Origin of the sequence: Pseudarthrobacter niigatensis, assembly GCF_030812615.1 — a bacterium.
GTDB classification, from domain to species: Bacteria; Actinomycetota; Actinomycetes; order Actinomycetales; family Micrococcaceae; genus Arthrobacter; species Arthrobacter niigatensis.
Map to the genome: position 1 here is coordinate 569,622 of NZ_JAUSTB010000001.1, position 21,660 is coordinate 591,281.

Sequence of the window (21,660 nt, forward strand, 5' to 3'; positions counted from 1 at the left end):
GTCAGGAAGACATTGAGTCGTTCGTTTGAGGGGAGTTCTTGAGTGCGCCAAGAACTATCCCGGCTGCCGTTTTCACATGATCTGAAGCCAAGGCCCGAGCGGCTGAAGCGTTTCTGTTTTCGATAGCCGATCGAATCTCCTGAATTTCCGCGAGGCTCGACTGTGGGCGTCCGGGCTGCGCAAGCGTCAGCGCGCGCAGTTGGGTGACACGCCGCTGAAGCATCTCCACCATCTGTTGAAGGATGGGATTATGTGTACCGTTGAACAAGGCTTCATAGACCCGGTTCTTGGCCTGCAGCAGCTCGTGGGTATGGTCAGCTCCCGCTGACTGTTCAACTGCGGTTGCCAGTTCATCGACGGCTGCGAAAAACCGCTCTCGTTCCTGTTGATCGGCGTTAAGAGTGAAGAGTTCAGCGGCCAGACCTTCGAGGTTGGCGCGGATGACGTAAACCTGGCCAGCGAGCTCCGGACTAACGACTGAAACGTGCGTACCTTTGCCGTTTTGAGATTCAACAAGACCTTCCGCCTCAAGGAGCCGTAAAGCTTCCCGGACGGAGGCGCGACTGGCCGCCGTCATCTCGCACAGCTGACGCTCTATCAGGAGCTGTCCTGGCGCGAAGCGCATCTCAACTATTGCATTACGAAGAATGGAAGCTACTTGCTCACGGATTGGTGCGTGGCGCAGGACTTGCATCTCACTCATAGTCATCGCGGTAACCCCTTCATGAGCTCCTCAACCAGGAGCAGTAGCTTCCAATTCAAACTAGCGGACAACCAAGCACCTCTAACAGTAAACACTGCCACCCATTCACCAGGTGTCTGGTATACATTGTCTGATAGCATCTAGTAGCTATCATACAACACGACGAAGGAGTCCTGATGGAATCGCACGATCTGACCCAAGTCGAGCAAAGCCGTTATGAAAAGGGCGAAGCCATGCGGCGGCAGGTGCTCGGCGACGAACATGTCAACAGGTCATTGGGGAACGCCACAGCCTTCTCTAAACCCCTCCAGGAACTCGTGACCGAGTACTGCTGGGGCTATCTCTGGAACCGCGATACCATCTCCCTGCGTGAGCGCAGCTTCATCAACCTGGGAATGATTACCGCTCTGGGCAAAATGGAGGAGCTCGCACTTCATGTAAAGGGTGCGATCAACAACGGCCTGACGCCGGAGGAGATCCGCGAAGCCCTCCTGCAGACCACCATCTACTGCGGTGTCCCTGCCGCGCTTGAAGCCACACGCACCGCACAGCGCGTTCTCACTGAGATGGGCATTGATACGCATGAGTGACGCTGCGGTCGGATTCATCGGTCTGGGAAACATGGGCCGGCCGATGGTCACGCTTCTGGCCAACGCCGGTATGAACGTTGTTGTTTTCGACGCTTCGGAATCCGTTCGTCAGGCAGCCGCATCCGACGGCCTGACCGTCGCTACCGGAACAGCAGAAATTGCTGCGACCTGCGAAACCGTCATCCTTATGTTGCCTTCCAGCGACATTGTGGACAGCGTCGTCAAAACCTTGTGCGATGAACCCGGACGCCTGGTCTCGCTCATTATTGATATGAGCTCCTCAATTCCAGACCGCACAGTGTCCCTTGCAAAGCGATGCGCTGGCTTCGGCGTTGCAGTTGTGGATGCTCCTGTCTCTGGAGGCGTTGCCCGTGCGAAGACCGGCGATCTTACCTTGATGGTGGGAGGCGCAGCAGCCGACGTTGAACGGGCACACGCATTCCTCCCGCTGCTTGGAAGCCGCATCATCCACGTTGGAGAGGTCGGGGCCGGACATGCCGTAAAAGCCCTGAACAACCTGCTCTCCGCCACGCACCTGCTGGCAACCAACGAAGCAGTCCTGGCCGCGCGGAAATTTGGTGTCCAGCCCTCCGTGTTCCTCGACGTGGTGAACACATCGAGCGGGCGCAGTGGATCGAGCGAATTGAAGCTGCCCAACTATGTTCTGCCCGGCACATTCAATTCCGGTTTTTCTGCTTCTCTGCTTGAGAAGGATGTCCGTATCGCTGTGGACCTGGAACATGCGCTTGAGATGGAAGCCCCGATCAGTGAGGCAGTGGCCGCCAGATGGAAAGACCTTAATTCACGTCTGGAAGCTGGCGCAGATCACACAGCAATTATCCGGCCGATGGAGCAGGACCTCGGGCTTGAGGTAAGAGCTTCCTGAGCCCCTAAGCAGGACCCACCGTACCGTCTGCAGCTGGAGCTCGGTTCGGCGGTAGGTACAGGCAGAGCTGCAAAATATCCACCCAGGCGCCCGGAGCGTCTCGGTTGAGAATGGAGAGCTATGAAGGATCTTTCCGGGCGGGTAGCGGTTGTTACCGGGGCCGCGAGCGGAATCGGGCGCGCAATGGTGGAACGGTTCGCCGATGAGGGAATGCGCGTTGTCCTCGCCGATGTTGAAAACGAACCTCTGCAGCAGGCGGTCACGGAACTTCAGGCACGTGGAGTTGACGCTGTCGGCCGCCGCGTAGATGTTCGGGACCCTGAGGACCTTGAAAACCTGGCTAACCTCACCCTGCGAACGTTCGGGGCGGTCCACGTCCTCTGCAACAATGCAGGTGTTGACGCTGGAGGCCCTTTCGAAGACATTCCCGATGGCGCCTGGCACTGGGTGATGGACGTGAATTTTTTTGGAGTGGTGAACGGGTGCAGGGCATTCCTCCCTGCCTTGCGCGCTGCCGGTGAAGGGCACATCGTGAACACAGCGTCCCTTGCGGCCGTCAACTCGGGCATGAGGACGATGGCGCCGTACATCGCATCAAAGTTCGCCGTCCTGGGGTTTACTGAAAACCTTGCAGTGGAGCTGGCCGAGAGCGACCCGCAGATTGGGGTCTCGATCATCCTTCCTGGTGGTGTGAAAACCCGGATGACTGACTCTGAACGCAACCGTCCCGAAGGTCTGCCGGGTACGGAGCACCCGCTGCGTAAAGAGGTAGTAGACGGCATTCGGTCGGCTACCGAGCGGGACGGTCTGGACCCATCCACGGTTGCCGAAAGCGTCGTCTCCGCTATCCGCGACCAGAGCTTCTATGTCCTCACACACCGACAATTGGCGCTGGATTCAGTAAAAAGACGACTTGAATGGATGACCGGAGATCAGCAGCCACTCCCCCGTATCCTCCGCTAGGTAGCAAGCAGGGTAATCCTTAGCCGGGGCAAATACGCCCTATACATTGACGTATTAAACTGGAGACCTAAATGAAAATTGAGAAGCAGGCCGACAATCCACCCGTCCAGGGTTGGGTGGACGACAGGTTCGGCAAGGTGGTGGACGCGTACCTCGAGAACTACCGGCAAGGCGACGAGCTCGGGTCATCACTGCATGTAACTGTGGCCGGCAATACGGTCGTCGATCTGTGGGGTGGTTGGACCGACGACGCTCGCATGAAGCCCTGGACCCAGGACACTCTTGTCTGCATGATGTCCGTGGCCAAGGGCATCTCAGCCATTGCGATCGCCGTTCTGGTCGACCGCGGCCAGCTCGACCTTGACAAACCCGTAGCCAATTATTGGCCGGAATTCGGCCAGAACGGTAAGGAAATTATCCTCTTGCGCTGGGTGCTGGATCATAGGGCAGGTCTCCCCGCCCTGGTCGATGAACCCCTCTGGCCAGGTGCGACCTTTGATCGTGAAGCGATGGTCAAAGCGTTGGAACGTGCCCGCCCCCTCTGGGAACCCGGCACGGTTGCGGCTTACCACGTTCAAACACAGGGCTACATTCTCGGCGAACTCGTACGCCGAGTAACCGGGACACCAATCGGTGAGTTCATTCGAAGCGAAATTACAGACCCGCTCGGGGCCGACTACTGGATGGGGCTGCCCGAGACGGAGTTCTCCCGAACCAGCGACCTCCTACCGAATGACCGCTCGCGGTTGATCGCTGCCCGCGACGCCGAGGCGCCGGATTCCCTCCGGGTGCTGGCACTGGCGCAAAACCCGGACTGGCCCTGGCGAAAGATGGTCAACTCTGCCGAATGGCGAACCGCCGAGATTGCCAGTGCCAGCGGGCACGGAAATGGCCGGGCTGTTGCCCGCATCTACGCTGCCATGGCCAACGGGGGAACCATCGACGGCGTGAGGATCATGAAGCCAGACACTGTCCGCCGCTTTGCCGAAATGCAGCACAACATGATCGAGATCGTCCAGGAACGGAACTACCGCCAGGGACTCGGCCTGCTGCTCAACTCGCCTGACGCTGTCTATATGGGCCCTCATGATGCAGCGTTCGGCCACCACGGCATTGGCGGCTCCATTGGATTCGCCGACCCGGTGGAGCAGGTGTCCTTCGGCTACGCCATCAACAAAATGCACGAAGTGGGAACAAACGGACCTCGGGCAAGGCGTCTCATCGACGCCGTTTACGCCTCACTGTAAAGGAGAAGCATGGAAAATCTGTCTCAACTACAGGTTGCCGTTGTCACCGGGGCGGGACGCGGCATCGGCGCCGCCATCGCCCATCGCCTCGGAAAAGACGGGTTTCACGTCATAGTGGCCGACGTAGACCGAGCCACTGCCGGGAACGTCGCGGCAGAGATCAAAGAGGCAGGCGGCTCCGCTGAAAGCGTCTGTCTCGACGTAGCGGATAAGGCCGAAGTCCAGGACTGGGCTCAAGAAGTTGCTGAACGGCTTGGGCGGCTCGATGTCGTGGTCAACAACGCCATGTGGATCCGTTACGGGCCTCTGGTCGAAATGACCGAGGAAGACATCGATAGGATGCTCGGCGTCGGACTGAAAGGCGTCATCTGGATGATCCAGGCCGCTGCTCCCCTCATGGCAGCACGCGGATCCGGTTGCATCGTGAACGTCTCCTCACCAGCCGCCGTCCGGGCCACCCGCGACGCCGGCATCTACGCCGCAGTGAAGGGCGCCGTCTCCAGCCTGACCTGGCAGATGTCCAGCGAACTGGGACGACAGGGAATTCGAGTCAACGCAGTCGTCCCAGGCGCCGTGCCGACAGAAGGAGCCCGCGCCCTTGTGGATGAGGAAGGCTACGAACTTCGCCGGGCGAAGACGCCCCTCGGTAGGCTGGGGGCCCCGGACGACCTCGCCAGCGCGGTTTCCTTCCTAGCGTCCAACGATGCATCTTTCATCAACGGACACCTGCTGACAGTGGACGGCGGGCTTACTGTGTCCTAGAACCGGGGGCTTACTCCGAAGTAGCCGCCACGGCAACCCTTTGACATTTGTGCTGTGGCTGGCGGTTCCTCAATCTTGGGCTGTGACCGGCCTCAGGCAGTCTTGCTCCGGGGACGGCGGCAGCAGAAAAAGTCCCGGTGCTAATTGCGAACTCTCGACTAGAGCATTCCATGGGCACCGGGTGGAGCATCTCGCAGCGCCCCACGAACCCTCCCTGTCATTTTCGACGGGGAGGGTCCGTCGCGTCGAAATGAACGCCTCCAGAGCAGACACTGTATGCCGGGACTGTCCGATGAACGGTGTGTGGGGTCTGACCGGTTTTCATTAGTGAGTGGTTCTTTCGAACCTGCCCGCGAAGGTGGTCGCGAACGCGTTTAGCGCTGGCTTCCCCCTCACGGTTGGCGCAGCTGCGAGCCAGCACGTGGCAACGCTGATAGCCGGTCGGCCCCGGTTGCCGCGGCAACTTCTGCCAGCACACTCCAAAGCCCACCCACTCCCCCAGCCTTACAGAATCTCCATTATCGGCTTTTAGGGAATGGGAGTAGAAGTAGCTGGGATGGGGCGTTTGAATATTTGGACACCGTCGCGGTGCAGGAACAGGGCACGGCCGTGGCCGTCGTTTTTGATGAGCCAAAGAATACTTCCATCAATGGCCATCATGTCGACGTGGCCTGAGGCGACAAATTCGCCGTTCTGACGGATGGTTACTTCCTCACCGTGACGTAGTTTTGTCCAGTTGGGGACCGGCGCCAGTCGTTGGGTGATGTTGGGGACGGGATTCTGGTGCGTGGTCACAGTCCGCTCTCTCTGGCTGATGCATGTTATGGACAAGGGGATGCCACTGGCGGTCCTGTCCGGGTGTTGGCTTAGCGAGTAGGGGACCGCCCCGGGCGGGATGGTCCCCTACTTTGTTGCTTTTTGCTGCTATCTGGAGCTTAGTTCCGCTGACACTTCCAGGTTGTCTGGGCGGGGTTCTGCGATATTCTGCCGGCGTTGACGGCGGGCTAACCAGGTGGCGAGCAGTCCGAGTGCGATGTTGACCAGCATGAAGCCGACGGCTGCCACGATTTGGGCCTGCAGCAGTGAGCGGCTGTAGTAGGTGCCGATGACGGTGGCGCTTCGCAGAAGCTCGATGTATCCGCCGAGCACGTAGGCCAGTGCTGTGCCTTTGAAAAGAATCACCATCTGGCTGACGAGGGCCGGGCTCATGGAGCGCAGTGCTTGGGGCAGCAGCACCAACTGCATTGTCCGGAACCCGGAGAAACCAAGGGCTTCGGCCGCTTCGGTCTGACCATGGGGAATGGCCCGGATACCTGACCGTAGGAGGTCTCCAATGACTGCACTGCTGAACAGGGTGAGGGCGATGACGAGGAACCAGAAGTCCGGGAGCTTCAGGCCATAGGTCGGCAGGACCAGCGAGGTGAAGTACAGGAGCAGCAGCAAGGGAACGCTGGCGAACACGTCGGTGAATATTCTGCAGGCGATCCTTATCGGCGCGCTGCGCGAGAGCAACCCGAAGGCGAGCAAGGTGCCAAAGAGCATGGAGAGGACCATGCCGACGGCTGCTGCCTGGAGGTTGTTCAGCAGGCCCTGTCCGAGGAGGACCCACAGGCCTGGTTGGGTGAAGGGCTTCCACGCTGCCTGGCTGAATTCGCCGTGGACATCGAGCATCTCGTAGGCCTCGTACAGGCCGAACGCGATCAGGGCGATGCAGGCGATTTCAATCACAGTGTGGCGTCGCCGCGCCCGTGGTCCTGGTGTATCAAAGAGTGGTTTTGTACTCATCGGCTGAACGCCGCCTTTCGGTCAAGAACGCCCACGAGCCGGCCGACGATGAGGCCGATCAGCAGGTAGCTGATGGCGGCTCCGCCGAAGATCAGGAACGGCTGGGCTTCGTCCACAGCTGCTTTATTGGTGGCGAACGTGAGGTCCGCGACGCCAACCAGCGCGGCGACAGAGGTGTTTTTGATCATGGTGATCAGCACATTGCCCAGTGGCTGGATGACGGTCCCGAACGCCTGGGGCAGGATGACGTGCTGCATGGCCGGGCGCGGACCGAACCCGAGCGCACGCAGGGCTTCGAGTTCACCGGTGGAAACCGTGTTCAGGCCTGACCGGAGGGTTTCACTGACGAAGGGTGCGGTGTAGATGACCAGGACGATGGCCGCTGAAGCGAACAAAGGGTATTGAATGCCCAGCAGCGGCAGGCCGAAAACGAACAGGACCATCTGCACCGGCAACGGAATGTTCCGGAAGATTGTTACATACGTCGCTGCTGCGGCGTTAAGGGTGCGGATGGGACTGACCCGCATGGCGGTCAGGAGGGTTCCCAGAACCAGCGCCCCGGCCCAACCCAGCACCGTAAGTTCCAGGGTGATCAAGACCCCACTGGTGAAGTCAGCGACATAGCCGGAGATAAACGACATGAGCGGTCCTTAGAGAGTGACGTGGGGCGGGGTGACATCGGAAGGCTTGACGGTTCCGATGGTGTTGTCGTAGGCCTTCTTCCACTCACCGTTGTCTTCGATCTTCTTCAGGAAGCCGTCAAGGTAGTCGTGCCACGCGGTGTCGTCCTTGGCCGAACCGATGGCGTATTCCTCGCTTGCCATGTAGTCGCCGACGAGTTTGAAGTCACCCTTGTTCTGGTCCATCAGGCCCAGGAGGAGTGATTCGTTGGTGACGACGGCGTCAACGCGCTTCTGCTTCAGGGCCTGGGCGCATTCGCTGTAGGTGCCGAACAGGGTGAGCTTTGCTTGGGGCGCCAGGGTGGGCAGGAGTTGCGCTGCCCGCGCGCCGGTGGTGGTGCAGACCGGCTTGCCATTGAGGTCGTCCTTGTTTGAGATGGACGAGTCGTCGTTGCGGACCATGGTGGAGACGCCGCTTTCAAGGTACGGGCCTTCGAAGGCAACGGCCTTTTTCCGCTCGTCGGTAACGGCGTAGGAGGCAAGGATCGCGTCCACCTTGCCCTGTTGAAGGAACGCTTCGCGGTTGGCTGTCACGGCTTCGACATATTCGACGTTGTCTTCGCTGCCGGTGAGATCCTTGGCGAGGAGCTTTGCCAGTTCGATGTCGAGGCCTTCCATGTCGCCCGTGACAGGGTTCTTGACGCCGAACATGGGCTGGTCGAATTTCACACCCACAATGATTTTCCCGCGTTGTTGGATTTTGGCCATTGTGGTGCCGGCCGGGAAGCTCTCGACCGGGCTGCTGGCGGCGGGAGCTGTTGAATTCCCGCAGCCGGTGGCGCCCAGGGCGAGGGTGGCTGCGATGGCGATGGGGGCGAGGATTCGGAGCTTTTTCATGATTGTCCTTTTGGATTGGGCGCGGGCGTCTATGCCGTCGTCTGATGTGGGTGGGTTAGTGAACGGAGGAGAGGAAACTGCGGGCGCGTTCGCTGCTTGGGGCGGAAAAGAACGTTTCCGGGTCAGCTGACTCGATGATTGCCCCGTCTGCCATGAAGATGATCCGGTCCGCGCAGGACCTGGCGAAGGACATTTCGTGGGTGACGACGACCATTGTGGTGCCGCGTTCGGCCAGCTGGCGCATGGTGGTCAGCACGTCTTGGGTGGATTCGGGGTCCAGTGCTGACGTTGGCTCGTCGAACAGGATGACCTTTGGTTCCATCGCCAGGGCTCTGGCGATGGCTGCGCGCTGTGACTGGCCGCCGGAGAGCTGTGCGGGGTAGGAGCCGGCTTTGGAGCCGATGCCCACCATGTCCAGCAGTTCGCGGGCCCTGCGTTCGGCGTCGGTCTTGCTTTGCCCGAGGATCTTTCGTGGTGCGAGCGTGACGTTGTCCAGGATGGTGCGGTTGGCGAACAGGTTGAACGACTGGAAGACCATACCCACCTCGGTACGGAACTTGAACAGCTCCTTGCCTTCGGCGGGCTGGGGTGCTCCGTCGACGAGGATCTCGCCGCTGTCGATGGTTTCGAGGCGGTTGATGGTGCGGCACATGGTCGATTTGCCGGAGCCGGAGGGGCCAAGGACGACGACGACTTCACCCCGGTTGACCCGCAGGTTGATGTTTCGAAGGGCATGAAGAGGGCCGAAGTGCTTGTCCACGGCGCGGAGTTCAACAACGATGTCGCTGTCCGCGTGCTGGGTTGAGGTGTTTTCGGGCATGGGGTTTTTCCTGTCGTGGTTGTGGTGCGTTTCCTGAGCGGTGAACCGCTCGATGATGGCGTCCGTGCTTCAGTGGTTAGTGAAGATTGAGCTCGGTGAGGGTGCTGGCGACTGTGCTTTCCTGTTGTTTGAGGAAAGCGTCGAAGTCGGCCCCTGTGGTGAAGGAGTCTTCCCAGCCGTTGTCCGCGAGGGCTTGCTTCCAGGCCTGCGATTCGTGCAGTCGGGTGAGCGCTTCGGTGAGCCTTTTCCGGTCTGAATCGGAGAGCCCTGGCGGGGCCATGAGTCCACGCCAGTTTGTGAAGGCCAAGTCGATTCCGGATTCGCGCAGAGTCGGTGCGCTGATGCCAGGCTGCCGGTCCTGGCCTGATACAGCAAGGACCCGCAGCTGCCCGGAGGCAATTTGTTCCTCGTACTCGGCGATGCCGGAAGTTCCAAAAGCAATCTTGCTGCCCAGCAGGGCCGGCAGCAGCTCGCCCCCTCCGGAATAGGGCTGATAGGCCACGTCGGTGAGCCTGATGCCCGCCGCACGTGCGAGTTCCATCGGAAACAGGTGGTCGGGACCACCGATGGCCGACCCTCCCCCCACCGTGACCGAATGTGGGGAGGCCTTCCATGCAGCAACGAGGTCCCCCACTGTTCGGTAGGGAGAGTCTCCCCGAACGAGGATCCCCTCGGGTTCCTCGAGGAGTTTGGCCACGGGGGTGGCATCGGAGACTTTGATCCTGGAACCGTTGGCGTAGCTTGAGCCAACCACCCCGAGGCCCATCATCATCACCAGGCCGCGGTTTCCGGTTTCATTCATCAAACGGGCCAGGGCAACACTGCCACCCTCACCCGGAACGTTGAAGATTTCCATGTGCCCGGAAATCCCTGCATCCTCCATGACACGGGCCGCGACCCGGGCGGTGATGTCATAACCCCCACCCGGGGTGTTAGGGACCATCATCCGCGTCGGGTTTACCAGTGTCGCTGCCGGAGCTGAGGTTCCACACGCACTGAGCGTCAGGAGGATGGTGAGGGCAATGACACGGACAGCTTTGTGCAGTGTCATCATGGTCCTCACCTCCTTGTGGTGTGTGCGCCGTCCTCTGTGTGACGTGGCTACTATCAAAGCGTGACTCATGCCACGAGGGCCTGTCACTGTTAGCGAATCAATGAAGGTTGTGGTCTTTGTGGTCACGTTCAGGCCGGGACGCCGCCTAAGCCTGTCACGGCAGTTCCTGCTGCTGCAGCTTGGGGTGATCACCATCGTCCTGCTGGCCGTAACGATGGTTTCGGTGGCCCAATCGCGGGCCGACTTCGTCGACGTCCACGGCCAAAGGATGCTTGCCATCGCCGAAAACCTGGCCTCCACCCCGGTCGTCCGTGACGACATCTCCGCAGCGCAGGCATCGGTCATCCTCGCCCCAGACGTGGACAAGGCGCGTGCCCTTTCCGGGGCCTCGATCGTCGCAGTGACAGATCCAAAGGGCGTTGTTCTTGCCTCCTCCGAGCCGGAAACTGTCGGGGATGCGGTGGATGTAGCGGCATCACGGGCCGCGCTGGGGCGCTCATGGACCGGCGACCTCACCTTCGGCGGCCGGCAGACCATTGCGGCGCGTGTCCCGGTATTGAAAGCTGACGGTACGGTTACCGGGTTGGCCCTGGTAGCGGAAGACTACCCCGCCTTCGGAAGTGCACTGGCAGCTGCGGTGCCAGACCTGATGTTCTTCCTTGGCATGGGTGCGGCGCTTGGCGTTGCCGGCTCGTGGCTGCTGTCCCGGCTTATCCGGCGGCGCACCAGAGGCTTGGAACCGGAGGAGATCGCCGAACTCGCCGACAACCGTGAGGCATTGCTCTACAGCATTCGGGAAGGGGTCATTGGTGTCGGGCCTGATGGAAGGGTCACCCTTTTGAACCAGCCAGCCACCGAGTTGTTGGGGTTGCAGGGCGATTCGGTTGGCAAACGTGCCCAGGAGCTGCCACTTGAGGACAACATCAGGGAATTACTGCTGGGAACGACGAATGCAGAGGAAACAATGGCCGTGAGCGGGTCGAGGCTGCTGGTCTTGAACCGCAGGACTGTCGGCAGCCGGGGCAGGCCAATCGGAACGGTCACGACTCTGCGTGACCGAACAGAGTTGGCCGAACTGCAAAGCCAACTGGCGGCCAACCAGAGCATCACCGAAACGCTCCGGGCCCAAACGCACGAGTTCTACAACCAGTTGCACACCGTGTCAGGCATGCTCCAGCTGGGAGACTTCACGGAGGTGAAAACGTTCATCCGGGCACTGACCAGGCGCCGCGCCGAAATTAACGGGGAAATAGCGCGCCACATCAGGGACTCCTCAGTTGCCGCGCTGCTGGTGGCAAAAATAAGCCTCGCCGAAGAATCAGGCATTGAACTACGGCTCGACAACGAATCGCATCTCGACCCCCTCGAACCATCACTGGCCGCCGACGCCATCACTGTGCTGGGAAACTTCATCGACAACGCCGTCGACGCCATCGCCGGGCTGGAAGACGCCACCGTATTTGTACACATCAGCGACAGGGATTCCATGATCACCATTAGAGTCAGCGACCCTGGACCCGGAGTACCAGAGGACCTCGAACAACGGATCTTCACCCGCGGCTTCAGCACCAAACCAGCACCCGCTGCCGGCCGCGGAGTCGGGCTCGCTCTGGTCCGTCTCGTCTGCGCCAAACGAAAAGGAGCAGTCACAGTACGTAACGAGGCCGGGGCCGTCTTTGAAGCAACCCTCCCCCATTCGGCGGTCCTCCCATGATCAATGTCCTCGTCGTCGAAGACGACTTCAGAGTGGCCGGCATCCACTCCCGGTTTGTCAACCAGACGCCGGGTTTCCAGGTAGTAGGAACGGCGCATAATGGTAAATCCGCAAGAGAAGCAGTGAGAAAACTAAACCCTGACCTGATTCTTCTGGACGTTCACTTGCCAGATGCCAACGGTCTGGACCTCCTTCGGGAATGGCGTGCCTCGCGCATCCCCGTGGGCGTTATCGTCATCACCGCAGCGACAGAAGCGAACAGCGTCCGACATGCGCTGGAAGGAGGAGCTGTCCACTACATCATCAAGCCCTTCGAATATGAAGACTTGACCGCACAGCTCCAACGCTTCCGCAACCAGGCAGAAACACTTAACCAAACCGCCGCTGCCGGGCAAGAGGACATCAACAAAATCTTCGGGTACTCCGCAGCGCCACTCTCGGACGTTGTCCACAGACTGCCCAAGGGGCTCAGTGCTGAGACGGCCGCACTCGTAGCCGAGCTACTCGGGTCCGGTAGCGAGATGTCCGCTTCAGACTGCGCAGACGCTCTCGGGATATCCCGTGTCAGCGTCAGGCGCTACCTCGAATACTTCGTCGATGCCGGGCGCGCGAACGTGCGACTGGAGTACGGCAGAGCCGGACGGCCAGAACGCAAATATCGCCGCCGATGAAGTCCACCTAGATGAAGGCAAACTGACCTCATTGGCTCCTTGAAATACACCCCAACCTGACGTCCGGCTGCCTGAGCAGGGCAAGTACGGCCTGTCAGAGGACTTCGATCTTGTTCTCTCACGGTTAGAGGAGTCCGCGAAGGTGCCATCGCCCGGCCGTAGCGCAAGCAAGTTTCACCAGGCCAGATTCTTTGGTTATTAGGGCGACTTCTTGTCTCTCGAACACAGGTTTCCTGACTAGGACTGTTAGGGTGGGATCTGATATCAGCGTGAGCCACTGTCAGTGAATCTGAATTCCGGGCCACTCTGACACCAACGCAAGACTTCGCCCCGTGCTACCCGGCTTTTGGCGCCCAAGAACTCTTCAACTTGGAATTAGTGCTCAAGGGGTAGAAAAAGAACGGTGTAGATCCCTAAGGTGGCCAGGACGGCGACGGCGGCAGCGATAGCTGCGGGGGACAACGCGTCTGATCGCATGCTGTCATGGTTGATCCCGTGTACGGCCCGCCGGAAACGCCGTGTGTGGGTCAGGCTTATGGCAAAGGCCGTCGCAATGGCTGACAGCACGAGGGTGCCAACGAACCAACCGTGGTGGGGTATCCAGCGCAGAAAGACTGCCGCAGCCGCAATGAGTGACATCGTGGTCCGACGCCACGCTAGGTCTGTCCTCTCTGGCTGGAGTCCGACGTCGCTGTGAACCGGAAGCTGCCGTTTTTGTCGCATTGCTAGTCTTGCCTCAGTATCACGAAGCCGACCATCATGCCGGCGGCCACGGCGCCGCCGATTGCCAGGAGCGGGGCGATCCACGGCATCGGTAACGGTGCCTTCTGCCGCATGGCTCGCTCGATGTTGACCCAGCGAAAGAATGAGCCGCCGCTAAGGAGCAGCGCTAAGCCTAGTAAGAGGATAGCCAAGCTCTTCCGCAGTTCTGGTCCGAACAGGTCGGCCATGAACGCCTCTACCGCAATACCGCCAGCGAGTAACGCTAGTGAGGTGCGAATCCAGGCCAGGAAGGTCCGCTCGTTTGCCAGGCTGAATCTGGGGTCGGGTTCATCGCCTCCTCGAAGAAGCCTGTCAGAGAATGCTCTGTGCCCTTCGGGAGCGGCAGGGGTGTGGTTCATGTGCCCTTGTATCCTTCCTCGAGCTGCTTGTGGCTTTGGGATGGCGAAGCGAAATTTCTTGTGGCCATCCGGGTCCCCGTTCGGAAGGGAGGAGCAGTGCAAGGAACCTCCGTGCCCGCTCACGTCGGCTGCACGAAAAGAGCCTCACACCCCACTGGAGGGCGGCAAACACGGCAAAGGGTGGGATTCTAAATTCTTCTGGGGGTGTGGTGGACATGGTTCTGGATGTTCCTAGGCTCGGGTTCCGTGGGACCCATATGACTACGACGGGTGCCGGTCAGTCCCCTCGGGACTGACCGGCCTGGTTCCAATGGATCTTCAGCTGGATGCCCGAAGCGCTTCCACGTACTTTTCGACGCGTTCGAGTGTTCCTTCGTCATGAGGGCCCCACTGCGGGTGAGGCGTTCCGGGTCCTTTATACGGTTCATCCTGGTAGTGCTGCTGGTATTCGGCGAGTTTCTGTTCGAGCTCGGACCGGATACGGGTGTAGCTGGGGTCGTCGGCTACATTTCGGACTTCGGTGGGATCGTTTCGGAGATCGTATAGTTCCCATTCTGCGTCGTATATACGATCTGAGGAGCCTGGCACGGCCAGTCCGGCGTTGTAGTAATGGATGAGCTTGTAGTCCGCGGTGCGGATGCCGTAGTGGCCGGGGGCGGCGTGAATGGGATCGTCGTGTTCCCAGTACCGGTAATAGGCCGCATCGGGCCAATCGTCGATGTCCTCGCCCCGCAGAAGGGGCCGGAAGCTGCGGCCCTGTGATGTTGGGAGCGCGTCGCCGGCGTTGATTCCCGCAATGTCCAGGAAAGTAGCCGCGAAGTCAACATTGGTGATAATTGCCTCGCAGCGGCTGCCGGCAGTGATTTCGGCAGGCCATTTCATCAGCATCGGCATCTGGAGGGACTGGTCGAACATCAGCCGCTTGTCGAACCAGCCGTGGTCGCCGAGGAAGAACCCCTGGTCGGAGGTGTAGACGACGAGGGTGTTTTCGGTCAGTCCTCGCTCGTCGAGGTGGTTCAGGAGTCGGCCGACGTTGTCGTCGATGGACTGGATGCACTGAAGATAGTCACGCATGTAGATTTGGTATTTCCACCGCATGCGTGCTTCCCGGTTTTCGGGTCCGCGCAGTTCCTCGGGGACCTCGGTCTTGATGTCCTCGGCCCCCATGTCGTCGGCGATGGTCATGTGGACGTTCCGTACAGCTTGGCTGCGCGTGGCGTAGTCGTCGAAGAACGTTTCAGGCTCCGGGATCTGCCCATCGGCGTAGAGGTGCTTGTGCTTCTCGTCGGGAATCCATGGGCGGTGTGGCGCTTTGTGGTGCACGAGCATGCAGAACGGTTCCTCACCGGTCAGCCCGTCCAGCCAGTCGATGGAAAGATCGGTGACGATGTCTGTGGCGTACCCGGGAACTGTCGTGCTTCCGTTCTCATCGATCATTTCCGGGTCTACATAGTCACCCTGCCCTGGAAAGATCTTCCACGCATCGAATCCCCGGGGCAAAGCTTTGCCGTGTTCGCCCAGATGCCACTTTCCAAAAAGCGCCGTCTTGTAGCCCTTGTGATGGAGTACGTCCACGAACGTGGGCACCCGGTAGTCCATTTCTGTCCAGATTGACGATACGCCGTTGATGTGGCTGTAGGTTCCGGTGAGGATGGACGCACGAGAGGGGCTGCAGATGGAGTTCGTGCAGTACACGGCGTCCATGCGCATGCCGTCTTGGGCGATGCGGTCCAGGTGCGGGGTTTGGTTGACCCGGCTGCCGTATGCCGAGATGGCGTGTGCGGCGTGGTCGTCGGACATGATGAAGATGATGTTCGTCTTCGACATCTCTCTTCCTTTCATACGTGGTGGGGTGCTGGTGCAGTCGCGGGACTTTTGCTTATCCGTGTTGTTGCCGGACAAGGCCATAGGGGACGGCGGGGTGGGCCCTGACGATGTATCTGCCCACGCCGGTTCGGGTGACCATGATTCCCATATGGTGCTGCGTCGCGGCTTTGGTGATTACCGCAATGGCTTCTTCCAGCGCCCGGTCCAGTTCTGCGGCTTCGGAGACGTTGACCTCCAGCATGCCGGTCAGCCGCTCTCCCCCACCGCTGGCGTGCATGCCCGAGGGTTGCATCGATTGGTATCTCTCCATGACGTGGCTCACTGCCATTCTCCCCGGGTTCAGGTGAGCCGGAGGCGCTTGGTGATCGGAAGGTTGGTGACGGAAGTGCCGATTCGCAGGATGTACTCGCCCGGTTCGTAGGTCCATCCGTTATCCCAGTACGCCAGCAGGCGGGTCGGGACATTAATGGTTGCCTCAACCGTTTCTCCGGATTCGGCCCACACGGGGGCGGAGGCAACGAGCCATCGGATGGGGCGGTCAACGGCTGAGTCGTGCTTTTCGGCGTAGATCTGGACTACATTTTTGCCGGCCCGGTTCCCTGTGTTGGTCAGGGCGACTGTCAGAGGCAGGCCGGTCCCTGGTGCGGCCTGTTCAGGGGCGTCCGCTGCGGCCAGGTTCCAGCTGGTGTACCCGAGGCCGTACCCGAATTCATAGGCGGGGGTCTTGCCGGTCTTGAGCCAGGCACGGTAACCGACGTGGATGCCTTCGTCGTAGGTCAGGGTGCCATCTGCATCCGGGCTCACGTTGATAACGGGCACGTCGTCCTGGGTGGCAGGCCAGGTGGTGGGAAGCCTTCCGCCGGGTTCGCTAACGCCCGTGAGGACATCCGTCAGGGCGTGGCCGAATTCCTGTCCGCCGAAGTAGCCAATCAGGGTCGCGGCGACCTTGTCGCGCCATGGCAGTAGGACCGGGGAGCCGGAATTGACGATGACCACTGTCCGGGGATTTGCGGCTGCGACGGCCTGAACGAGGCGGTCCTGTAGCCCTGGCAGCTCCAGCGAGAAGCGGTCGTAGCCTTCGGATTCGACCCGGGAGTTGGTGCCGACGACGACGACGGCGATGTCGGCTGAGCGGGCGGCTTCCACGGCCTCGGCAATGAGGGCCTCGGGATTGGATGTGTCTGGTTCGATTCCGACGGTGATGCCGAGGGCGTTGGCAAGGGCACCGGTGCGGTCGGCGGTGTCGAGCTCCACCTTCACTTCAACTGGTACACCGGCAGTTACCTGGACGGGGGTGGAGATCGATGGCGGTGCGAGGAAGGCGGCCGCGAGATCTGTTCCTTCAGCTTCAGTGGTTCCCTCGTACTGAAGGGCTCCGTCGATGAAGACCCTTCCGTGGCCTACTGTCGCGTACCCGATATTGAGTGTGCCGCTTTCTTCCGGGGCGTAGATCGTGTGGATCTGGACCAAGGCGGAGGCCTGGATCGGGGCGTCTCCGCCGAACCAGACCAGAGCGGTGGAACGCCGGTCCTCGGCGAACAGCTCCGCACCGCCGTCATCCACGAATGTCACGCGCGCACCCGGGGCACCGGTAACAGGGTTGGTCATTCTTTCCAAGGGCAGTTCGGCGATGCCTTCCTGAACGACGGCGCCCACACTGTAGCTGACCTTGTCCGTTCCGAAAACCTCCCGGATCCCGTCCAATGGGGTGACGACCTTTTCCGGAAGGACAGTGGCCGACCCGCCGCCCTGGGTGCGGGCGAAGCGGGCGTTGTGCCCGATGACCGCGACCTTGGCGACGGACGCAGGATGCAGCGGCAGCACGCCGTCATTTTTCACCATCACGGTGCCGGCCGCGGAAGCTTCCCGGGCAAAGGCTATGGGATCTTCCCGGTCTACGGGCTCTGCGGCCACCGGTTCGAACCCTTCGAGGGCGCCGACCCGCGCGGCGAGCTGCAGGATACGGAACACTTTCCGGTCAATCGCGGCTTCCTGGACTTGTCCTGATTGGACGGCGGAGACCAACTCGTCGCCCCAGGCCCCGTCCGGGCCGGGCATCGCGAGGTCCTGGGAGGCGTTGGCGCTGTTGATGCTGCGTACGGCCGTCCAGTCGCTGATGACGACACCGTCGAATCCCCACTCACTGTTCAACGGTGTTTCCAGGAGCTGGTTTTCGGTTGCGGTGGTGCCGTTGATGGCGTTGTAGGCGCTCATGACGAGCCATGCCTTGGAGTCGACAATGGCCTTTTCGAATGCGAGGAGATACAGCTCGCGCAGGGGACGCTCGTCGACTTTCACATCAACGGTAAACCGGTCGGTTTCGGAATCGTTGGCGACATAGTGCTTAGGGGTTGCTCCCACCCCGTTGCGCTGGGTGCCGGCGACGTAGGCGGCGGCGAGTTCGGCCGTCAGCACAGGGTCTTCGCTGAAGGCCTCGAAGTGCCGGCCGCCCAGGGGTGAGCGGTGAAGGTTGATGGTGGGACCCAGGACGACGTCCACACCCTTCCGGCGGGCCTCGACGGCGGAAGCGGCACCCAGCCTGTCGGCAATGGCAGGATCCCAGGACGAGCTGATTGCCGTCGCGGACGGGAAGTTCATGGATGATTGGCGCTCATCCCACACCTCGCCGCGGACACCGCTAGGACCATCCGACACCAGAATGGGCCGCAGCCCGATCTTTTCCATCGGCCACGTCGTCCAAAAATCACGGCCTGTCAGCAGCTGAACTTTCTCCTCAAGCGTGAGCTCCTGAACCAGCGCGTCAATCCGCTGGTCGACGGTAAGGGTGTACATCGTTCCTTCTTTCACTGCAGGTTGTTGTTCACGGTAGGGACCGGCGACTCGTCCTGGAGTCTGTGTCCCTGTACGTCTTTGACGGGCTCATGTCCTGGTGTCGCCAGCAGGCTTTCGTCACTCGCGGAATAGCCAAGCCGCCACGCCTTGAACCGCAGGACGCCGGCCTCCTTGGTCGGGACGGGGCCGGTGTAAAGATTCCACGTCCGGCCGTCTTCCTCGGGGCTCCCGGTCACCCGGTCCATGAGGTTCCGGGGTTCTTTGGCATGCCGCGGCAACGGGGTCCATCCGATGGAGGCACCCGGCGTCGAACAGACGGCCACCACGCCCTCCTCAGTCATCGACAACGCCGGCGCTGCAGTGACTGGAGCCTCGCCGCCGGGCCGCCAGGCTTCCATCAGCTGGCGTTCGGGCGTCATTCCCAGGTCTCCAATGTCGTTTTGCCACGTGTTGAGTACTTCCCTTAACCGGGCCAAGGCTTTCATGTACCTCGGCTCCCCGATGAGGTTGCAGGTCTCATGGGGGTCCTGGTCCAGGTCGTAGAGTTCCTCATGAGGCTTGGACGCCGCCACGAGGCTCCGTTGAAGGTCACTCAAGATAGTGGGCGCCTCGCCGCTTGCCAGCTGCCTGGCTTCCTCCCCTCTCAATCGCCGGAGCTCTGCCCAGGTCGCGGTGTGATCGGGGTAGTCGATGTGCGGCATAGGTGAGCGGTCCGGATGGAAGTTCCGGACGTAGCGGTACCGTTCGTCACGAACGGTCCGGGAGGTATCTTCCGATTCGTCCATCCGGTCCCGACCGGCGTAGACGTACATATTGGGACGGTCATTGAAGGTGCCGTCCCGCCCCAGGAGTGACATGCCGTGCATATGGGCAGGAACGCCCAGCCCGCCGGCTTCGAGCATGGTGGGAGCCAGATCCATGGTGTGAACGAGGTCAGTCCGGACTGAGCCAGGGTACATGACACCTGGCCAACGGATGATCAGGGGTACCCGCAAACCGGCTTCGGTTGCCCAGCGCTTAGCCCGGGGCATTCCCCTGCCATGGTCGCTCCAGAAGACCACGATGGTGTTCGCGACGAGCCCGTCTTCCTCCAGCTGGTCAAGGAGGCCGCCGACCCAGTGGTCCATCTCGGTGATGAGATCCGCGTAACGTGCCCATGCCCGCCGGAAGACTTCCGTGTCCGGGTAGTAGGGCGGGAGCGGCGCGGCCGACAGGTCGTGCCGCTCCTGTGACTCGACATGAGAGGTTGCCAGCTGGAAGGATTCCTCATCAAGGTAGATCTGGGACTCGTGGGTGGTCATTCCGTGGAAGGCTGCGAAGAAGGGCGTTTCCTTATCCGGCCTGTTGCGCCAGTGCGCCGTTGGGCTGCAGTCATCAAAAACGGTGGGGGGGACGTCCACCTGGAAGTCAGTGAAGTAGTTGTTGGTGCAGTAGTAGCCCGCTTCCCGGAAATATTGGGGCAACAGCTTCACTTCAGACGGTGGGACGGCCTTGGTACGCATGTGCATCGTGCCGATGGCATTGGGGAAACAGCCTGTCATGATCGCTGACCGCGCAGGCGCGCAGACCGGTGCAGCGGCGAACGCCCGGTCGAACCGGGCGCCCTCTGCCGCCAGACGGTCCAGGTTCGGTGTGTGCGCGTAGTCGGCACCCGGCCATTCCCCGGAGTAGCAGCCAAGGTCCGGGTTGATGTCATGTGTGGAAATCCACACCACATTGGGGCTGCTCATGAGGCGCCCGCTGCAGTGTGTGCAACTGGCAGGCCGACTCCCGAGTGGAATTCCGGGGCCATTGGATCGCCGGTGGTGGCCATCCAGTGCGCGAGACTGTTCCTCGTCCGGGTGAGCACCGGTTTAAGGTCCGGGTCGCCGGCGAGGTTGGTGAGGCAGTTCGGGTCGGCTGAGAGGTCATACAGTTCTTCCCGGGCCCGGGTGAGGTAAAAGTCGGCGCGCTGGCGGATGGCCTGGTCGTTTTCGGCTGCCTCAAGCATCGCCGGCCACGACAGCCCCCACATGTTCTCAGCGCGGTACTGCGTGCTGCCGTCCGCCCATCCGTTCCAGATGTACCCGTACTGGGAGTCCTGGACGCAGCGCATCTCAAAACGCTGTTTGGCTGACGTTTCGTGGAAGACGGTGAACACCCGGTCGCGGCCCTGTTCCCTCCCGCCTTTGAGGAGCGGGATGAGAGAGATGCCGTCGATTCCGTCGGGTACCCGGACGTCGGCGACGTCACAAAAGGTGGGAAAGAGGTCCAGCATGTTGACGAAGGCGTCGTCGTTGCTGGTTCCCGGTCTGGTCACCCCAGGCCAACGGACAATGAGCGGGGTCAGGGTGCTGCGGAGGTAGCAGTTGGCTTTGGCAAACGGGAAGGCCATGCCGTTGTCGGACAAGAAAATAACGAGGGTATCGTCCGCTTGCCCGGTTCGCTGGAGTGCGTCGAGCACGGCTCCGACCACGTCATCGCACCGCCGTGCCGAGCTCAGGTATTCGGCGTATTCTTCACGCACGCCGGGGATGTCTGGAAGGAAGCCAGGAACGTCCACTTCGCCGGTAGCAAATACCTTGGACGGTTCGGGGTATTCGCTGCGTTCCTCGTCCGTCCAGAATTCGCGCTCCGCGGCGCTGCCGTGGAACGGTCGGTGGGGGTCGTGGGCGTTGGCCATCAGGAACCAGGGGTGGCCGTCCCGGCAGGCATTGGCGATGAACTCCTCGGTGCGGGTGCCGTAGGCTTCGGGGTTCCGCCCGAGGCCCAGCTGGCGCATATCGGCCGCCATGTCCCAGCCGAATCGCTCCACGGGCTGGATGTGTCCGACCTTGCCGAGAATTCCCACCCTGTATCCGGCCTGCTTCAGCTGGTCGTTGATCACGCCGATGCCGTCATTGATGGGTTCGAAGCCTTCAGCGCCGTTGCGGTGCGGCCAGAGCCCCGTCATGAGGGCGGAGCGGCTTGGCTGGCAGACCGCTGCCGGGACGTGGGCGCGGCCAAACACCATACCTTCCCCGGCCAGCCGGTCGAGGTTGGGGGTTGCGTCATCCGGACCTCCGAAAGCGCCGGGAGTGTTGCCGTCCATGTCGTCGGCCGTGATCAGAAGGATGTTTGTCACTTGTGTTGCCTTTGCTTCGTTCCAAGGTTTTGTGCTGTCAGTCCGCGCCGTAGATGTTGGCAATGTAAACGTCGCGGGGGCGTTGTGGGCGACGCTGCGGGCAG

Annotated in this window: 21 protein-coding genes; 7 read left to right on the plus strand and 14 right to left on the minus strand. The window is 61.1% G+C overall.

Annotation, left to right across the window (positions count from 1 at the left end; all coding sequences use genetic code 11):
- Position 1: 1 nt before the first annotated feature.
- On the minus strand, positions 2 to 709 hold the full coding sequence (locus J2T23_RS02665) for a GntR family transcriptional regulator (RefSeq protein WP_307356864.1): 708 nt from the start codon (positions 707 to 709) through the stop codon (positions 2 to 4).
- A 170-nt stretch (positions 710 to 879) separates the two neighbouring features.
- On the opposite strand from J2T23_RS02665, the gene J2T23_RS02670 reads away from it, so the two are divergent.
- The 5 genes from J2T23_RS02670 to J2T23_RS02690 all read left to right on the plus strand — a co-directional run bounded on the left by J2T23_RS02670 (position 880) and on the right by J2T23_RS02690 (position 5,151).
- Entirely contained in the window at positions 880 to 1,293 is a 414-nt protein-coding gene (locus J2T23_RS02670) for a carboxymuconolactone decarboxylase family protein (RefSeq protein ID WP_307356866.1), read from the plus strand.
- Entirely contained in the window at positions 1,286 to 2,179 is an 894-nt protein-coding gene (locus tag J2T23_RS02675; protein WP_307356868.1) for an NAD(P)-dependent oxidoreductase, read from the plus strand. Before J2T23_RS02670 ends, J2T23_RS02675 begins: the two co-directional genes overlap by 8 nt.
- A gap of 120 nt (positions 2,180 to 2,299) precedes the next feature.
- Entirely contained in the window at positions 2,300 to 3,142 is an 843-nt protein-coding gene (locus J2T23_RS02680) for an SDR family NAD(P)-dependent oxidoreductase (RefSeq protein ID WP_307356870.1), read from the plus strand.
- Between the two features lie 71 nt (positions 3,143 to 3,213).
- Positions 3,214 to 4,389 carry a serine hydrolase domain-containing protein gene (locus tag J2T23_RS02685; protein ID WP_307356872.1) on the plus strand — a complete coding sequence of 392 codons (1,176 nt, stop codon included), beginning with the start codon at positions 3,214 to 3,216 and terminating at the stop codon, positions 4,387 to 4,389.
- 9 nt (positions 4,390 to 4,398) lie between these two features.
- A complete protein-coding gene (locus J2T23_RS02690) occupies positions 4,399 to 5,151 on the plus strand; it encodes an SDR family NAD(P)-dependent oxidoreductase (protein WP_307356874.1) in 753 nt (250 codons plus the stop codon).
- Between the two features lie 528 nt (positions 5,152 to 5,679).
- On the opposite strand, the gene J2T23_RS02695 is transcribed toward J2T23_RS02690, so the two are convergent.
- The 6 genes from J2T23_RS02695 to J2T23_RS02720 all read right to left on the minus strand — a co-directional run bounded on the left by J2T23_RS02695 (position 5,680) and on the right by J2T23_RS02720 (position 10,324).
- The gene (locus tag J2T23_RS02695) at positions 5,680 to 5,946 is read right to left on the minus strand and encodes a hypothetical protein (RefSeq protein WP_307356876.1); all 267 of its coding nucleotides are present in this window, start codon (positions 5,944 to 5,946) and stop codon (positions 5,680 to 5,682) included.
- Between the two features lie 129 nt (positions 5,947 to 6,075).
- Positions 6,076 to 6,936, minus strand: coding sequence for an amino acid ABC transporter permease (locus tag J2T23_RS02700; protein WP_307356878.1), 861 nt, complete (start codon positions 6,934 to 6,936; stop codon positions 6,076 to 6,078).
- Positions 6,933 to 7,577, minus strand: coding sequence for an amino acid ABC transporter permease (locus J2T23_RS02705; RefSeq protein WP_307356880.1), 645 nt, complete (start codon positions 7,575 to 7,577; stop codon positions 6,933 to 6,935). The genes J2T23_RS02700 and J2T23_RS02705 overlap by 4 nt, the downstream gene beginning before the upstream one ends.
- A gap of 9 nt (positions 7,578 to 7,586) precedes the next feature.
- Positions 7,587 to 8,453: a glutamate ABC transporter substrate-binding protein gene (locus J2T23_RS02710; protein WP_307356881.1), complete on the minus strand. Its 867-nt coding sequence runs from the start codon at positions 8,451 to 8,453 to the stop codon at positions 7,587 to 7,589.
- 55 nt (positions 8,454 to 8,508) lie between these two features.
- Complete coding sequence (locus J2T23_RS02715; protein WP_307356882.1) at positions 8,509 to 9,273, minus strand: amino acid ABC transporter ATP-binding protein; 765 nt, start codon at positions 9,271 to 9,273, stop codon at positions 8,509 to 8,511.
- 76 nt (positions 9,274 to 9,349) lie between these two features.
- On the minus strand, positions 9,350 to 10,324 hold the full coding sequence (locus J2T23_RS02720) for a Bug family tripartite tricarboxylate transporter substrate binding protein (protein ID WP_370871416.1): 975 nt from the start codon (positions 10,322 to 10,324) through the stop codon (positions 9,350 to 9,352).
- 70 nt (positions 10,325 to 10,394) lie between these two features.
- Here J2T23_RS02720 and J2T23_RS02725 point away from each other — a divergent pair, with 70 nt between their 5' ends.
- Positions 10,395 to 12,041 carry a sensor histidine kinase gene (locus tag J2T23_RS02725; RefSeq protein WP_307356886.1) on the plus strand — a complete coding sequence of 549 codons (1,647 nt, stop codon included), beginning with the start codon at positions 10,395 to 10,397 and terminating at the stop codon, positions 12,039 to 12,041.
- A complete protein-coding gene (locus J2T23_RS02730; RefSeq protein WP_307356888.1) occupies positions 12,038 to 12,712 on the plus strand; it encodes a DUF3037 domain-containing protein in 675 nt (224 codons plus the stop codon). The genes J2T23_RS02725 and J2T23_RS02730 overlap by 4 nt, the downstream gene beginning before the upstream one ends.
- A 375-nt stretch (positions 12,713 to 13,087) precedes the next feature.
- Here the strand turns inward: J2T23_RS02730 and J2T23_RS02735 are convergent, their stop codons facing one another.
- The 7 genes from J2T23_RS02735 to J2T23_RS02765 all read right to left on the minus strand — a co-directional run bounded on the left by J2T23_RS02735 (position 13,088) and on the right by J2T23_RS02765 (position 21,556).
- On the minus strand, positions 13,088 to 13,435 hold the full coding sequence (locus tag J2T23_RS02735; protein ID WP_307356890.1) for a DUF202 domain-containing protein: 348 nt from the start codon (positions 13,433 to 13,435) through the stop codon (positions 13,088 to 13,090).
- Positions 13,436 to 13,437: 2 nt separating this feature from the next.
- Positions 13,438 to 13,833, minus strand: a complete 396-nt coding sequence (locus J2T23_RS02740) for a YidH family protein (RefSeq protein WP_307356892.1) — start codon at positions 13,831 to 13,833, stop codon at positions 13,438 to 13,440.
- A 318-nt stretch (positions 13,834 to 14,151) separates the two neighbouring features.
- The gene (locus J2T23_RS02745; protein WP_307356894.1) at positions 14,152 to 15,660 is read right to left on the minus strand and encodes a sulfatase family protein; all 1,509 of its coding nucleotides are present in this window, start codon (positions 15,658 to 15,660) and stop codon (positions 14,152 to 14,154) included.
- A 52-nt stretch (positions 15,661 to 15,712) separates the two neighbouring features.
- A complete protein-coding gene (locus J2T23_RS02750) occupies positions 15,713 to 15,937 on the minus strand; it encodes a hypothetical protein (RefSeq protein WP_307356896.1) in 225 nt (74 codons plus the stop codon).
- A gap of 62 nt (positions 15,938 to 15,999) precedes the next feature.
- Positions 16,000 to 18,453, minus strand: a complete 2,454-nt coding sequence (locus J2T23_RS02755; protein ID WP_307356898.1) for a beta-glucosidase family protein — start codon at positions 18,451 to 18,453, stop codon at positions 16,000 to 16,002.
- Positions 18,454 to 18,464: 11 nt separating this feature from the next.
- Complete coding sequence (locus tag J2T23_RS02760; protein WP_307356900.1) at positions 18,465 to 20,183, minus strand: sulfatase family protein; 1,719 nt, start codon at positions 20,181 to 20,183, stop codon at positions 18,465 to 18,467.
- Entirely contained in the window at positions 20,180 to 21,556 is a 1,377-nt protein-coding gene (locus J2T23_RS02765; protein WP_307356902.1) for a sulfatase family protein, read from the minus strand. Before J2T23_RS02765 ends, J2T23_RS02760 begins: the two co-directional genes overlap by 4 nt.
- Positions 21,557 to 21,660 lie beyond the last annotated feature (104 nt).